Raw genomic sequence first — 15,403 nt, forward strand, 5'->3', positions numbered from 1 at the left:
GCGCGTTAAATTGACGGCAAGAAGCCGGCGGCAGGGTGCCGCCGGCAATTGCTTCAACCATCAGTCGGCATATTGGCCGGCGCCCTCGATCACAGGCTTCCAGCGGGCGATTTCGCTTTCAAGCTTGGTCTTGAGCGCTGCGGGCGTCGCATCGGCCTCCGGGGAAGGCGTGGTGCCGAGTTCGGCAAAACGGGCCGCCACGTTCTTGTCCTTCAGCGCGACCTGCAGCGACTTGGAGAGCTTTTCGTTGATCTCGGCCGGTGTACCCTTCGGCGTGTAGATACCGTGCCAGATACCCACCTCAAGCTTCGGCAGGCCCGATTCGGCAACTGTCGGTACGTCCGGCAGCACGTCGAGCCGTTTGGCCGAGGTTACGGCATAGGCTTTAACGGTCCCGCCCTGGATTTGCTTGGTGGTGTTGGTAGTCTGGTCGCACATGATATCGACCTGTCCGCCCAGCAGGTCGGTCATGGCCGGGCCTGTGCCCTTGTAGGGAACAGTGACCAGCGGTGTCTCGATCGCGCTCATGAACAACATGCCGCACAGATGCGAAGCAGCACCGATGCCGGCATTGGCAACGGTGACCTTGTCCTTGTTCGCCTTGGCGTAGTCGATCAGACCCTTGAGATCCTTGGTCTCGAGCGTCTTGCGCGACAGAATGGTCATCGGCACTTCCGTGACCAGACCGACATATTCGAAAGCGTTCAGGGTATCATAGGCGAGCTTGCGATAAAGCGTGGCGCTCGTCGCCATGCCGATGTGATGCAGCAGAACGGTGTAACCGTCCGGATCCGACGCCGCCACGCGGCCAGCGCCCAGCGTGCCACCAGCGCCGCCGACATTTTCGACGATGATCTGCTGGCCGAGATCCTTCGACATGGATTCAGCGACAAGACGCGCGACCGTATCTGTCGGGCCACCGGCGGCAAAGGGCACGACCATGGTGATGTTGCGCTCGGGGTAGTTCTGAGCGGATGCAGAAAGCGCAAAAAGGGAAACGGCAGCGGCAGCAGCAAGGCCGGTAGCTGTCTTCAGTATTTTCATCGATTCCTCCCGGATGAAAATGTTCGCCACTTCAGCCGCGCATGCTCCTCCATGGCGACCGGGGTGAAGCCATTTGCGATCCGGGATTGCCGTTCAGCAACGGCGGTCTTGCGGCAAGGCGCGCTTTTATCGCCATCATGGGGAGCAATGGGTGGATTTCTACCCATACGGGCTCATCCATGGGTGGAAATCCACCCATTACACTTCGGTCATGTGCCGGTGCAGCTCGTATTTCTGCATTTTTTCGTAAAGCGTTTTGCGTGAAATGCCGAGGCTCTCATAGACGGATTTCAGATTTCCGCCGTGGGCGGCGATCGCGCGCGCAATAAGGCTTTTTTCATAAGCGGCGACCCTTGCGGCAAGCGCCGCCTTGCCATCGCCCTCAAACGGCAGCGAGGTTTCGGAGACATCGCTTTCCAGACCGAGAACGAAACGGTCCGCCGCATTGCGCAATTCCCGGACATTGCCCGGCCACTCACGCAGGGAAATGACTGAGAGCAGATGCTGCGGAACGTCCATATCTTCCCGACCGTAACGGGCAGCAGCCTCCCGCACCAGATGCAGGAAAAGCAGCGGTATGTCGGCACTGCGCTGCGAGAGGGACGGCACGAGAATCGTCGCCACGTTCAGGCGGTATAGAAGATCGGGACGGAACCGCCCTGCCGCGACTTCCTGCTCCAGATCGACCTTGCTGGTGGCGATGAAGCGGACGTCGAGCTCGACTGTTTCATTGGAGCCAAGACGGGTGATCACCCGTTCCTGCAACACGCGCAGGAACCGGCCCTGCAATTCAAAGGGCATGGAGCCGATCTCGTCCAGCAATATGGTGCCGCCGCGGGCATGCTCGAACTTGCCGTAGCGCGGGCGCAGTGCGCCGGGAAAAGCGCCAGCCTCGTGGCCGAACAGCTCGCTTTCGATCAGCGTTTGCGGAAGGGCGGCACAATTGATGGCGACAAAGGGCCGGTTGGCTCTGGCGCTGATGTCGTGAAGTGCGCGCGCCACCACTTCCTTGCCCGCACCGGTGTCGCCGACAATGAGCGTATCGGCATCGGTCGCACCAATGGCGCGAATGCGGTAGCGCAGATCGACCATGACCTGGGTTCTGCCGGGCAGACGCGTTTCGAGATCGTCATGCTTGCCCGCCACCGCCTTCAGGCGGCGGTTTTCCAGCACCAGTGCCCGCCGGTCGTTGGCTCTTTTTATGATGCCGGCGAGATATTGCGGGGTGAAGGGCTTTTCGATGAAATCATAAGCACCGTTGCGCATGGCATTGACGGCAAGCTGCACATCGCCATGGCCCGTCATCAGGATGACAGGTATTTCCGGGTCAAGCTCCCGCACCTTCTGCAGCAGCGTCATGCCATCCATGCCGGGCATCCTGATATCGCTGACCACGACGCCATCGAAGCTGTAGCCGATGAGTTCGAGCGCATGTTCGGCGCTTGCCAGCATGGTGACCGCAAAACCGGAAAGTTCCAGCGCCTGCGCGGTGGAAAAGCGCAGTTCCTCCTCGTCATCAATCAACAGAACCCGCGACATGGTCATTCCGCCGCCACCTCCACACGATAGGCTGCTGCCGGTAATTCGATCTCGAATTCCGCGCCGCCGTCTTCATGGTTTCTGACACGCAGCTGGCCGCCAAAATCCTTGATGATGTTGTAGGTGATGGAAAGGCCGAGACCCAGGCCACGGCCCACGCCCTTGGTGGTGAAGAAGGGATCGAAGATGCGCTCCGAAATCGCCGGAGGAACGCCCGGACCTCGGTCACGAATGAAAATCGACACCGTCTGACCGTGCAGCACGGCTTTCAAAGCGATGCGACGATCCTCGCGCCCTTCCACCGCATCGGCGGCATTGGAGATGATGTTGACCAGCACCTGCTGCAGCCGCACCGGCCCGGCCTTCACCGCAAGCGGCACCGGACCAAGATCAACATCCAGCACCGCATCGGCGGCCTTCAGCCGTGCTCCAACAATTTCCAGCGTATCGCGAAGGACAGCATCGAGCGCGACCGCAGCCATTTTCTCATTGGGTTTGCGGGCAAAATTTCTCAGATGCCTGCTGATAGAAGCCATGCGATCGATAAGGCCCGAAATACGCCTGAGGTTTTCCGTCACCTCTTCTAGACGTCCACGTTCCACGAGAAGAGAGGCGTTTTCCGCATAATTCTTGGCGGCTGCGAGCGGCTGGTTGAACTCGTGCGAAAGTGCTGCCGACATTTGTCCGAGCGCTGCAAGCTTGCCCGCCTGAACCAGGTCATTCTGCATCTTGCGCAATTGTTTCTCCGTCTGGCGACGCTCGGCGATTTCGTGTTCGATCTCACGGTTCACCCGCGCGAGATCGGCTGTGCGCTCCTCCACACGCCGCTCCAGCTCCGCCTGAGCTTCGGCCTGGTGGGTCAGGCGTTCACGCAGGCGCCGCCGTCTTTGCAGCATGGCGGCGACCACGGCAGCGGCAAGACACAGGCAGAGGATGATCGCGATCATCGCCGTCTTGACCTGCGTCCTGAGTGAGCCGGTATCCATCAGCACGCTGACCGTCCAGCCCGCGTCGGGCATCGGCTGCGACAGGACGAGATATTCCCTGTCACCGTCGTTCTGACTGATCGTCATCAACTGATGAGAGCCGAAATTGCCGTTTTTCAGCGGCAGTTCCTTCAGGTCGGCATTGGCGTAACGGCGGGATGCCGCCGTGCGCGCAAGCCTTTCCGGTGTCAGCGGCATCAGGCCGGAATAAAGCCACTGCGGCGTTCCGGTCATGAAGATGATGCCTTCCGGGTCCGATACGAGAATGCGGTTTTCACCATCGCCGAACGACGCCTCTATGCCTTCAATATCGACCTTGAAGACGATGACGCCCTTTATCTCCTCGTTGAAGAGAATAGGCGCGGAAAAATAATAACCGCGCTTGTGGGAGGTGGTGCCTAGCGCAAAGAAACGCGACGGGAAGCCCTTGGCGGCATCCTGAAAATAGGGACGGTAGCTGAAATTCTCACCGACGAAGCTCGTGGGTCCATCATAGTTGCTAGCGGCGATGGTCACTCCGTCCAGCGTGATGATGTAGATGTCGGAGGATTCCAGCAATGTATTGATGGATTTGAGATAGATATTGGCCCGCTGGCGCATCGCCTCATCCTGCGGATGCGCGACAAGCTCCTCAATGTCGTCGTGATCGGCGATCAGGGCGGGCAGCGGCTCGAAACGGCTCAAAAGCCCGCCAAGAGCCGAGACGGCCAGCCTGAGGGTGGTGCGGCCCTGATCGGAGACTTCGCCGAAATAGCTTTCCGCAATGATGCCGCTGCCCTTGGTCACGGCGCCGTAACCGAGGCCGAGGCTGAGCAGCGTCAAGAAAATCCAGCGATATTTCACCGAAGCCCCTCCCCGTTGCAGGCACCAGACCTGCTCTCCCGAACAGAGTGTAGGAGGAGTGATCGGATTTTCCAAGTAACCGAAAAAAGCAGCTAAACGGCCTGAAAACAAAAAACCGGCCACGAGGGCCGGTTTTCCGTAAAGATTATTTCAGAAAGCTTATGCGCTTTCCTTCGGCGTCAGAACCTGACGACCGCGATACATACCGGTCTTCAGATCGATATGGTGCGGACGGCGCAGTTCGCCGGAGTTCTTGTCTTCAACGTAGGTCGAAGCCTTGAGACCGTCAGCCGAGCGGCGCATGCCGCGCTTGGACGGGCTTGTTTTTCTTTTTGGTACAGCCATTTTTGTTACTCCACTTTAGCGGCGAAACAACGTAACCGGCCATAACCAAAGGCCGAATGTCGGGTGTCTCGATATCGGAAATTTGGCGCGCTTATACATGCCCAAACGGGCTTTGACCAGCCCTGACGCGCATTTTTTCCGATTAAGCCGGTTTGTTGCGACGGGCGGGCGGCAGGCCTTTGCAAATCATGCTTCACTTCCTATCAAAAACCATGAGTTCCCTAAAGTGGTTCATATCCCTGAATTCACAGAAAGCTGGCGCGCGCATCTCGATTAGCGGCGCTGCCGCACGCAGTTTTTCCAGCTCTTCATCCAGCATCGCCTGCCATCGCGGCAGGCACTCCGGATCGAACCAGCGCGTGACATAGGCCAGCGTAATATGGAATTGATAGGTGTTGTGATCGGGATGCCGATAACCGAAAGCTTCGGCAAATGTATCTCGCCACAGCGCAATGATCCGGTCGTCTTCGGCGGTGGCCCCCTTCAGCACGAGCCCCGTCGGCTTGAGACCAGTCACCTGCATATTGAAACCAGGCAGGCCCGGAAAATCCGCCAGACGATCGCAATAATACTCCGTCATCGTGTCGATCGGAGTATCGAGTGGCATGTCTTCCGGCCAGTAGGGAAATGCACGGCGATATTCGATAATGCCCTGAAATACCGTCATATGCAGGCTGGAAACCGGTGTGAAGGCCAGCTGCGATGCCTCGGGCATATCCAGAAAACGCTGGCGTGTCCCGATGATTGCGCTTTCGGCTTTCGACCCTTCAACGAGATGGCAGACCACGGTATTGCCCGGCTCGAGCAGGAATTCACCATCCGTATTATAGCGGCGACCCAGATGGCGCGGCGGCTGATCGTGGCTGGCAGCGGAAAAAGATTCCAGATCTTTTGAAATGAGCGGGGCGTGCATGGGGAACTCCTTTTGAGACGTTTCCCCTAATCTGCGCACGCAACAAACCAATGACACCAATCGGTCAATGGCCGGTCAATTCCCGTCAATGCGCCTCGTCCCAGTTGTCGGCCGCGCGGGCATCCACCTTGAGCGGAACCCTCATGGAAATAGCCGGCATGGCTGCATTTTCCATCACCGAGACGACGATGGGCAGGGTCTTTTCGATTTCCCCTTCCTCGACTTCGAAGATGAGTTCGTCATGTACCTGCAGCAGCATGCGGGCAGAAAGCTTTTCCGTCTCCAGCACCGGCTCGATACGGACCATCGCACGGCGAATGATATCGGCTGCAGACCCCTGGATCGGTGCGTTGATGGCCGCACGCTCGTTGAAGGCCTTCATGGAAGGGTTGGAGGAGCGGATTTCCGGATAATGCGCACGGCGGCCGAAAATCGTCTCGACATAGCCGTTATCGCGGGCGAAAGCCTTGGTCGCTTCCATGTAATCGCGAATGCCAGGAAAACGCTCGAAATATTTCTTGATATATTCGCCCGCTTCGGAGCGCGCGATGCTGAGCTGGTTGGCAAGGCCGAAAGCGGAAATACCGTAGATGATGCCGAAGTTGATGGCCTTGGCACGTCGGCGCACTTCAGACGGCATGCCTTCCACCGGCACCCCGAACATTTCCGATGCGGTCATCGCATGAATGTCGATGCCGTTTTCGAATGCGCTGCGAAGCTGCGGAATGTCGGCGACATGGGCAAGCACACGTAGCTCGATCTGGCTGTAATCGGCGGAAAGAAGCTTGTGTCCGGGTGTGGAGATGAAGGCCGTGCGAATCTTGCGGCCTTCCGCCGTGCGCACCGGAATGTTCTGAAGGTTCGGCTCCGAGGACGACAGGCGCCCCGTGGTGGTGGAGGCCAGCGCGTAGGACGTGTGCACCCGTTTCGTCTGCGGATGGACATATCCGGGAAGCGCATCCGTATAGGTCGATTTCAGCTTGGTCAGCTGCCGCCAATCGACGATCTTTCGCGGTAATTCGGCACCTTCCGCCGCCAGATCTTCGAGAACCTGCGCCGATGTGGACCATTGGCCCGTCTTGGTCTTGGAGCCGCCAGGCAGGCCCATCCGGCCGAACAGGATATCGCCGAGCTGCTTTGGCGATCCGATGTTGAAACGCTCGCCTGCCAGTTGGTAGACTTCCTCTTCGAAAGCAGCCGCCTTCTGGGCGAGTTCACCGGAGAGACGCGACAGGATCTGTCGGTCCACGGTGATGCCACGCTCCTCCATATGCGCCAGTACAGGCACCAGAGGGCGCTCCAGCCGCTCATACACACTGGTCAGCCGCTCTGCGGCAAGCCGGGGCTTCAGCACCATCCAAAGCCGCAGAGTGACATCCGCGTCTTCGGCGGCGTAAGCGGTCGCCTTGTCAATATCGACGAAATCGAAGGTGATGCTCGACTTGCCCGATCCCGCCACGTCCTTGTAGGCGATCGGCGTGTGGCTGAGCCAGCGTTCGGAAAGCGTATCCATGCCATGCGTGGTTTTTCCCGCCTCAAGAACGTAGGAAATCAGCATGGTATCGTCGAAACTCTGCATGACGACGCCGTGGCGCTTCATCAGCAGGTAGTCATATTTGAGGTTCTGCGCGATTTTCAGAACGGCTTCGTCCTCAAGAAGATCCTTTAAACGTGCCAGCGCCTCGGCAAACGGCACCTGTCCTTCAGCAAGCCTGATGCCATCGCTGAAAAGATCGCCACCGGAGCCGGTCTTGTGCGTCAATGGCACATAGGCAGCGCGGATATCGGTGCCTGAGGCATCCTTGCCGTTATCGGCAATCGCCAGCGAGAAACCGACGAGTTCCGCCTGCATGGGGTCGAGCGAGGTCGTCTCCGTGTCGAAGGCGACGACACCTGTTTCGCGGGCAGCGGCAACCCAACGATCCAGCTCCGCCAAATCCCTGATCGTCGTATAGGCGGTCGTGTCGATCTTGGCGGCGGAGAAAACCGTCTGCCGTGCCGTGGCGAGATCGGTGGGCGCACTGCCCTCCCCTGTCACCTTCCGTGCCGGAGCGGTGGTTGACGCCGGCGCAGCGGTCTTGTCATCAGCTGCGGCAACTGCAGGCGCGGCATCGAGGTCTGGTCCATGGGCATCAGCGCCCCATTGCACCGGCACATTGGCGGCTTCGATGGCCGAGGCATCGCTATCGGTGGCTTCAGCTACCCGGCGCGTCAGCGTCGTGAACTCCATCGCCTTGAGGAAAGCGATGAGTTTCGGGCCGTTCTGCGGTTCGAGCACCAGTTCTTCCAGAGACTGCTCCAGCGGCACATCGGTTCTGAGCGCCACGAGCTGTCTGGAAAGGCGGGCAAGATCGGCATTGGCGATGATGTTTTCGCGGCGTTTCTGCTGCTTGATTTCTCCTGCCCGCGCCAGCAGCGTGTCGAGATCGCCGTATTCTTCCAGCAATTGCGCGGCCGTCTTCGGCCCGATACCAGGAATACCCGGAACATTATCGGTGGAATCGCCGGTCATCGCCTGAAGGTCGATCATCTTTTCCGGGGCTACACCCCATTTTTCGACGACATCGGGAACGCCGATCTGCTTGTCCTTCATGGCGTCGTACATATGCACATTGGCCGTGACGAGCTGCATCAGATCCTTGTCGGAAGAAATGATGGTGACATCGGCGCCAATCGCCTCCGCCTGACGGGCGTAAGTGGCGATGATGTCATCCGCCTCGAAGCCTTCCGTCTCGATGCAGGGAAGGTTGAAGGCCCGTGTCGCCTCGCGGATCAGGCCAAACTGCGGCACCAGATCTTCCGGCGGTGCGGTGCGGTTGGCCTTGTATAGATCGTACAGCTCGTTGCGGAAGGTTTTCGACGAATAGTCGAAAATCACGGCGAAATGCGTGGGCGTGACGCCGACATCGGTATTGCGCGCATCCTTCAGGAGCTTCCACAACATGTTGCAGAAGCCGGAAACGGCGTTGACCGGCAGCCCATCCGACTTGCGGTTCAGCGGGGGAATGGCATGGAACGCCCGGAAAATGAAACCGGAGCCGTCAACGAGGAAGAGATGATCGCCTTTTTTCATGGCGATATGGATAGCGCGGGGCCGTTTTGACGTCCACAGAAAGTTCAAACAACGCACCGCAAAGCGCACGGGGCTAAGCCGCTGGAGGCACCGGCGAAATTCGCGTGAACCTTACGAATTTGTAATAGATTTTCCCTTGAAAAGCCGCATTTGCACACACATTTCTTAGGGGACGGCGCCTGATCACGCCGTAGTCTGATTGTAGGCTCGTCCCCCGCCGCATCAGACCGGACAAAGGCCTTTCCCCCCTCTCCGGGCCTTTGTCCTCTTATATGACCGCCATGGCCGTCCCCTCCCGGCCATGGCGGTTTTTATTTGTGCCGGGTTTCTGACTGGCATAAACATATCATGCGATATATATCCCACTATCGAAATTGCGCGATTGCGCCGACCAGATGCCAGACGGATTGATGAATGGGTTTTTCCCGGGACGAATCGGCGATCTATCTCGCCGCAAAAATGGCGAGGGAATTCACCATGGCGCTCCAGAAGAGAGCTGCCGCGCTGGGGTTTTCTCCTGGACAATTCCCCATCCTCATAGAACTGTGGCATGAGGAGGGACTGACGCAACGGCAATTGCTGGATAGAATCGACGTGGAGCAGGCGACGCTTGCCAATACGCTGTCCCGCATGGAGCGCGACGGGCTGATCGTGCGCAAATCCCACCCAAGCGACCGCCGCGCGCAGATCATCGAACTTACCCAGCGCGGCAGGGATCTCGAGGCGAACGCCATTGCCGCTTCCGAAGCCACGGAAGATGCGCTGCTGGCGGATTTCCGCCGTTTCGAAAAGCAGCTTCTGCTGGAATATATGCGCCGGGCGATCGACCGCGCCAAAAAAGCGAAATAGGATTTACAACTCGAAACGCTTTCTTTGCTCCTGGCCTTCTATCGCCTGCAGCCTCCAAGGTTTTGTTTCCGCGCAGTTTAGGCGGAAAACCACTTCGCACTTTTCATGAACTGCTCTATCGTTCCGGCGGCTGCGCGCTTGCCGATTCAACGACACGTCAGCCCCTTGTTCCCACGCGATGCGCGATACCAGGATGTTTCGTCCATCGCCGGGTTGCGACAGACATGACAGGATCAGCGATGACAGACGTTTCCCCCATTCTTTCCACGGCCGACGATAACCTCACCTCCAGCCTCGAGCGATTGTTCGAACTGGTGCGCATCCCGTCCATTTCCACGGACCCCGCCTATAAGGCGGAGTGCCGCAAGGCGGCAGAATGGCTGGTCAGAACGCTTGAATCACTGGGCTTTGCGGCTTCCGTTCGCGATACGGCCGGTCATCCAATGGTGGTGGCGCATCATGACGCCGCGACAAAAGACGCGCCGCATGTGCTTTTCTACGGCCATTACGACGTGCAGCCGGTCGATCCGCTCAATCTTTGGGAAAACGATCCGTTCGAACCGGCCGTGAAAGATATCGGCGGCGGCCGGCAGGTGATCACCGGGCGTGGAACGGCTGATGACAAGGGTCAGCTGATGACCTTTGTGGAAGCCTGCCGGGCCTATAAGGCAGTCAATGGCAGTCTGCCAGTGCGCGTCACCATTCTTTTCGAGGGCGAGGAAGAATCCGGTTCGCCCTCGCTGAAGCCGTTCCTCGATGCCAATGCCGATGAGCTGAAAGCCGATTATGCACTGGTATGCGATACCAGCATGTGGGACCGCGATACGCCCGCCATCGCCGCCGCCCTTCGCGGCCTGGTCGGCGAGGAAATCACAATCACGGCGGCCGACCGCGACCTGCATTCGGGCCTTTTCGGTGGTGCGGCCGCAAATCCCATTCACATCCTGACCGATATTCTCGCCGGCCTGCATGACGAGACCGGCCGCGTGACACTTGCCGGCTTCTATGACGGCGTGGAAGAAACCCCCGCCAACATCAAGGCTTCCTGGGAAACGCTGGGCCGCACCGCTGAGGCCTTCCTCGGCGAAGTCGGCCTTTCGATTCCATCGGGCGAAAAGGGCCGCTCCGTGCTGGAGCAGACCTGGGCTCGTCCAACGGCGGAAGTCAACGGCATCATCGGCGGCTATACCGGCGACGGCTTCAAGACGGTTATCGCCGCAAAGGCCTCTGCTAAAGTGTCCTTCCGTCTCGTCGGAGAGCAAGACCCGAAAGCGGTTCGCGAGAGCTTCCGGAACTATGTCCGCTCCAAAATTCCAGCCGATTGCTCGGTGGAATTTCACGAGCATGGTGCATCGCCGGCTATCCAGCTTTCCTATGATTCGCCAGTGCTGACGAAGGCGAAAAACGCGCTTTCGGAAGAGTGGCCCAAACCTGCGGTCGTGATCGGCATGGGGGGCTCGATCCCCATCGTCGGCGATTTCCAGAAGATGCTGGGCATGGATTCGCTGCTCGTCGGTTTCGGCCTTACCGATGACCGCATTCATTCGCCGAATGAAAAATATGACCTGCAGTCGTTCCACAAGGGCATCCGCTCCTGGATCCGCATTCTCGACGCCTTGGCCGCGAAGTAGCCAAAAAGAAAGGAGGCGCCGGTTACCCGATGCCTCCCCGTTCTCTTATATTTTGGTGGTTCAAAACAAAAAGGCCGGGCAAGCCCGACCTTTCCATCCGTTTTTCGTCAGTGCCAGTACATCCGTGGTCAAAGCGTTCAAACGGTCCGATGCTCCAGAGCGCGCCAACAAAGTCGACGCTGCTTTTCACGATCAGGATCGGCTGCTTTGGTTAATCTTTGGTTAACGCAACAACAGCGGCACTTTAAAAGCACCAGCCTGACAATTCCGTGCGGAGCACTGTTGAACCCTATATTGGTATGCACTCCAGCTTTTTCAAGAGCGGCCGGACCCGGTACACCTTCCAAAAGAAAAAGGCCGGAAAAATCCAGCCTTTCATATTCATGCGAATGACCCGTTCAGGCCAAGCCGCTTATCAGGAAGCGACGAGCTCGCCTGCAGACATCTTGCCCGAGCGACGGTCCTGCGTCAGCTCGTAGGAGAGCTTCTGACCGTCGTTGAGGGAGGTCATACCAGCGCGCTCAACGGCGGAGATGTGAACGAATACGTCCTGCGAACCGTCGTCAGGCTGAATGAAGCCGTAGCCCTTGGTTGCGTTGAACCACTTTACTGTACCAGTCGCCATAACGATTTCCTTCCGTTGGCAAATTGTATTTGCACTGCGCGCAGTGCGGTCTTGGGTCGAATTTGAAGGAAAGATCGTCGTGTGCACCTAAAAAAGGCGCCGAAGCTCTGGTCGTCAAACAAATATCGATGCGCGAACACCTAGGTTGGAAGGGCCTGAAAGTCAAGTTTCTTTGAAAAAGCCCGGCGATTTTTGTGAAGCGTCGGCAAATGAAAGTCGCGGCAAACAAGGCGTTAAACAGCAAAAACCCGGCGCGGGAGGAGGTGCGCCGGGTTCTTGAAACTGACTGACAATTGGGAGGAGGAGTATTGTCAGTCCAATCGGGCGACGCTGGGAGGAGGAGTGCGTCGCTTCGATGATTTGAAGATACAGGATCTCCGCTCAAAAAACAGACGTTTCATCGCAGCGCAGCATTGCATAAAACGCATAGCTATTTCGCGACACCTTGAAGCCTCTTGGCATACCGCCTAATAAATACGCATGACCATCGAATCCGTCAGAGCCTTTTTTACCGAGAATTCCCCCGAAGTGACCGTTATCGAAACGGAAACGAGTTCGGCGACAGTCGCTTTGGCTGCCGAAGCGCACGGCGTCGATCCCGACCAGATTGCCAAAACGATCTGCCTGAAGGCGGGCGACACAATTCTTCTCGTCGTTGCCGCCGGCACGAAGCGGCTAGACAATCGTAAATTCCGCGATCATTTCGGCGCCAAGCCGCGCATGCTGGGGGCGGAAGAAGTCGTTACGGTAACCAGCCATCCCGTCGGCGGCGTGTGTCCTTTCGGATTGCCTTCGCCCCTTCCGGTGTTTTGCGACATATCCCTGAAAAACTATCCCGAGGTGGTTCCGGCAGCGGGTGCCACCAATGCGGCGGTAAGGATTTCGCCTGACAAGATGGCGCGACTGACGGGAGCGGAATGGGTCGACGTCTGCCAATGACGCCGATTTGATCCGGCGAGGACTTAACCCCGCCTTAAATTGCCGCATTTAAACTCTTCATCCTGGATTAAGGATCGCGCAGGCATAGAAGCCTGAAGTGCGAACGGTTTCGCGAATATAAGGAGCGACTTCGGCTGGATGGCAGGCAAGGGTAAATCACGCGATCGGGTAGAGCCTTCCTTCGGGGATTTCCACGAATCCGGTGACGATCTGCGTCTTGATGCCAGCGAGCGCATTGGCGGAACCGCAAAGCAGCCCGCCAGAAAACCTAAGTCCACATCCGGCCGCGCCAAACCGCAAAAAAAGGAAAAGCGCACACGCAGTTCCGGCGGTGGCGCAACAGGCTTTATCCGGTCCCTCGTTTACTGGTGCATCGTGCTCGGCATCTGGGGCGGTATCGGCGTTGCCGGTCTTGTCCTTTATTACGGCGCGCGCATGCCGAGCGCCAGCAGTTGGACCATTCCCGAACGCCCTCCGAATGTGAAGATCGTTTCGGTGAACGGCAGCGTGCTTGCCAATCGCGGCACCACGGGTGGCGAGGCTCTCGCGCTTGAAGACATGTCGCCCTACCTTCCACAAGCGGTCATGGCGATCGAAGACCGGCGGTTCTATTCCCATTTCGGTGTGGATCCGCTCGGCCTGGCCCGCGCCATCGTGACCAATGTGATGACGGGACGAACAGTGCAGGGCGGCTCGACGCTGACGCAGCAGCTGGCAAAAAACCTGTTCCTCTCACAGGACCGGACGCTGGAGCGCAAGGTACAGGAAGTGCTGCTGGCCTTCTGGCTGGAGCATAAATACACCAAGGACCAGATCCTCGCGATGTATCTCAACCGCGTTTATTTCGGTTCCAACGCCTTTGGCGTCGAAGCCGCTTCCAGACGCTACTTCAACAAATCCGCGCGCGACGTCAATCTTGGCGAGGCGGCAACGCTTGCCGGACTTCTCAAGGCCCCCTCGCGCCTTTCACCGGCGCGCGACCCGCAGGCAGCGGAGGAGCGGGCGCAGGTCGTTCTGAGATCCATGCGCGATGTCGGGTTCATCACCGATGACGAGATCAAGACCGCGATGTCGCAGCCGCCGACCAAGGCCAAACGTTTCTGGTCCGGTGCCGAACATTACGCTGCCGATATGGTGATGGAGGAAGTTCGTGGCCTGATTGGCGACGTCAAGCAGGACATCGTCGTCGATACGACCATCGACCCCAATCTTGAACGCGACGCAGAAAAAGCACTGACCCATGTTCTCCAGGGTGATGGTAAAAAGCAGGGCGCTTCGCAAGCGGCTCTCGTTTCCATCGATGGCACAGGCGCAATCCGGGCCGTGGTCGGCGGGGCGGATTATGCCGAAAGCCAGTTCAACCGGGCCGCCAAGGCGAAACGGCAACCCGGATCGGCGTTCAAACCCTTCGTATACGTCGCGGCGCTCGAATCGGGTCTGACCCCCAGTACCATTCGCAATGACGGGCCGGTCCGCATCGGAAACTGGACACCGGAAAATTACGAGAAGAAATATCGCGGCGAAGTGACGCTTGCCACTGCGCTTGCCAATTCTCTGAACACGATCGCCGCGCAGCTGGTGATGGAAGTCGGTCCTGAGCGGGTGACGCAGGTGGCGCATCGCATGGGCATCGAATCGGAGCTGCAGAACAACGCCTCCATCGCACTCGGCACCTCGGAAGTGTCGCTGATGGAGCTGACCGCCTCCTACGCTCCCTTCATGAATGGCGGCTACAAGGCGACGCCGCATATCGTCAAACGCATCTCCGATGCCGACGGCAAGGTGCTTTATGAAAACAGATACGACAACCCGCCGCGCGTGCTGAGCGAGGAGATCGCCGCGACGATGAACGGCATGTTGTCGCGCGTCATCACCGAAGGAACAGGGAAAGCCGCTCGCCTTCAGGGTTGGCAGGCAGCGGGAAAATCCGGCACCACACAGTCTTTCCGCGACGCGCTTTTTGTCGGCTACACAAGCAACCTGACAACGGGCGTCTGGTTCGGCAATGACGACGGCACATCGATGAAAAAGGTCACCGGCGGCGGCTTGCCTGCGAAGGCCTGGAAAGATTTCATGACCGCCGCCCATTCCGGGCTCTCGCCCTCGCCGCTCTTCGGTCTCGGCGCAGGCGGCGTGCCGCCGCTTGGGGAAATACAGCAACCGGCGCCCGAGAGCGCGCCTTCCTCCATCGGCGACATCATTTCCAATGCTCTCGGCGGCGGCGGAACGACAAACACTCGAGCCTATCCCGAAGCGCCCGTCTCGCCAAACGCTGGTCAGCCGGGCGTCCCCATGCCGCCTGGAAACATCCCTTCCCGCGATATCGAACCCGGCTATTCAGCCGACAATGGACCTGTGCCGCCAGCCGATATCGGCGGCCGGGCGCCGGCAACTTCCGGGCCGAAGCAGACGACCCTTCTTGATATTCTGATGGGAAATTAATTGCCTTTTGGGTAATCGGCTCGCCGGTTACCCGGCAAGCGATGGGCAGGCAACGATCCTGTCGCCTTTCCCGCAAATACTCAATTTTCCAAAGACTTGATTACACCGAATGGGCAACCAACGCAGCCAAGAGCGGAGACCGCACTTGTGTTTGCAACATATGCGTGCATCCAC

General features: G+C 58.5%; 11 protein-coding genes. 4 read left to right on the forward strand and 7 right to left on the reverse strand.

All coding sequences use genetic code 11. The features are described from left to right. Positions 1-60: 60 nt before the first annotated feature. The 6 genes from ASD46_RS06500 to polA all read right to left on the reverse strand — a co-directional run bounded on the left by ASD46_RS06500 (position 61) and on the right by polA (position 8,743). On the reverse strand, positions 61-1,044 hold the full coding sequence (locus tag ASD46_RS06500) for a tripartite tricarboxylate transporter substrate-binding protein (protein ID WP_025592046.1): 984 nt from the start codon (positions 1,042-1,044) through the stop codon (positions 61-63). A gap of 198 nt (positions 1,045-1,242) precedes the next feature. Beyond that, on the reverse strand, positions 1,243-2,589 hold the full coding sequence (locus ASD46_RS06505; RefSeq protein WP_025592044.1) for a sigma-54-dependent transcriptional regulator: 1,347 nt from the start codon (positions 2,587-2,589) through the stop codon (positions 1,243-1,245). Then, positions 2,586-4,412, reverse strand: a complete 1,827-nt coding sequence (locus ASD46_RS06510; RefSeq protein WP_060641877.1) for a sensor histidine kinase — start codon at positions 4,410-4,412, stop codon at positions 2,586-2,588. The genes ASD46_RS06505 and ASD46_RS06510 overlap by 4 nt, the downstream gene beginning before the upstream one ends. 159 nt (positions 4,413-4,571) lie before the next feature. Beyond that, positions 4,572-4,757 (reverse strand): 50S ribosomal protein L32, encoded by a 186-nt coding sequence (gene rpmF / locus ASD46_RS06515; protein ID WP_003514347.1) that lies wholly within the window; start codon positions 4,755-4,757, stop codon positions 4,572-4,574. Positions 4,758-4,950: 193 nt separating this feature from the next. Next, entirely contained in the window at positions 4,951-5,670 is a 720-nt protein-coding gene (locus tag ASD46_RS06520; RefSeq protein WP_025592041.1) for a DUF1868 domain-containing protein, read from the reverse strand. A gap of 85 nt (positions 5,671-5,755) precedes the next feature. Next, positions 5,756-8,743: a DNA polymerase I gene (gene polA, locus ASD46_RS06525; RefSeq protein ID WP_025592039.1), complete on the reverse strand. Its 2,988-nt coding sequence runs from the start codon at positions 8,741-8,743 to the stop codon at positions 5,756-5,758. 414 nt (positions 8,744-9,157) lie between these two features. Between polA and ASD46_RS06530 the strand changes: the two genes are divergently transcribed. Next, positions 9,158-9,592, forward strand: coding sequence for a MarR family winged helix-turn-helix transcriptional regulator (locus ASD46_RS06530; protein WP_025592037.1), 435 nt, complete (start codon positions 9,158-9,160; stop codon positions 9,590-9,592). A 239-nt stretch (positions 9,593-9,831) separates the two neighbouring features. Further along, complete coding sequence (locus ASD46_RS06535; RefSeq protein ID WP_003514337.1) at positions 9,832-11,223, forward strand: dipeptidase; 1,392 nt, start codon at positions 9,832-9,834, stop codon at positions 11,221-11,223. A gap of 415 nt (positions 11,224-11,638) precedes the next feature. On the opposite strand, the gene ASD46_RS06540 is transcribed toward ASD46_RS06535, so the two are convergent. After that, on the reverse strand, positions 11,639-11,848 hold the full coding sequence (locus ASD46_RS06540) for a cold-shock protein (RefSeq protein ID WP_003514335.1): 210 nt from the start codon (positions 11,846-11,848) through the stop codon (positions 11,639-11,641). 480 nt (positions 11,849-12,328) lie between these two features. Here ASD46_RS06540 and ASD46_RS06550 point away from each other — a divergent pair, with 480 nt between their 5' ends. Both ASD46_RS06550 and ASD46_RS06555 read left to right on the forward strand, forming a co-directional pair. Further along, positions 12,329-12,787 carry a YbaK/EbsC family protein gene (locus ASD46_RS06550; RefSeq protein WP_025592035.1) on the forward strand — a complete coding sequence of 153 codons (459 nt, stop codon included), beginning with the start codon at positions 12,329-12,331 and terminating at the stop codon, positions 12,785-12,787. Positions 12,788-12,925: 138 nt separating this feature from the next. After that, a complete protein-coding gene (locus ASD46_RS06555) occupies positions 12,926-15,229 on the forward strand; it encodes a transglycosylase domain-containing protein (RefSeq protein ID WP_025592033.1) in 2,304 nt (767 codons plus the stop codon). Positions 15,230-15,403: the final 174 nt, after the last annotated feature.

Source organism: Rhizobium sp. Root491 (assembly GCF_001427205.1).
Lineage (GTDB): Bacteria > Pseudomonadota > Alphaproteobacteria > Rhizobiales > Rhizobiaceae > Agrobacterium > Agrobacterium tumefaciens.

Excerpts from the sequence above, each read along its gene's own strand:
- ASD46_RS06500 (WP_025592046.1), bottom strand. The coding sequence starts at position 1,044 with ATGAAAATACTGAAGACAGCTACCGGCCTTGCTGCTGCCGCTGCCGTT.
- ASD46_RS06505 (WP_025592044.1), bottom strand. The coding sequence starts at position 2,589 with ATGACCATGTCGCGGGTTCTGTTGATTGATGACGAGGAGGAACTGCGC.
- rpmF (WP_003514347.1), bottom strand. The coding sequence starts at position 4,757 with ATGGCTGTACCAAAAAGAAAAACAAGCCCGTCCAAGCGCGGCATGCGC.
- ASD46_RS06520 (WP_025592041.1), bottom strand. The coding sequence starts at position 5,670 with ATGCACGCCCCGCTCATTTCAAAAGATCTGGAATCTTTTTCCGCTGCC.
- polA (WP_025592039.1), bottom strand. The coding sequence starts at position 8,743 with ATGAAAAAAGGCGATCATCTCTTCCTCGTTGACGGCTCCGGTTTCATT.
- ASD46_RS06530 (WP_025592037.1), top strand. The coding sequence starts at position 9,158 with ATGGGTTTTTCCCGGGACGAATCGGCGATCTATCTCGCCGCAAAAATG.
- ASD46_RS06535 (WP_003514337.1), top strand. The coding sequence starts at position 9,832 with ATGACAGACGTTTCCCCCATTCTTTCCACGGCCGACGATAACCTCACC.
- ASD46_RS06540 (WP_003514335.1), bottom strand. The coding sequence starts at position 11,848 with ATGGCGACTGGTACAGTAAAGTGGTTCAACGCAACCAAGGGCTACGGC.
- ASD46_RS06550 (WP_025592035.1), top strand. The coding sequence starts at position 12,329 with ATGACCATCGAATCCGTCAGAGCCTTTTTTACCGAGAATTCCCCCGAA.
- ASD46_RS06555 (WP_025592033.1), top strand. The coding sequence starts at position 12,926 with ATGGCAGGCAAGGGTAAATCACGCGATCGGGTAGAGCCTTCCTTCGGG.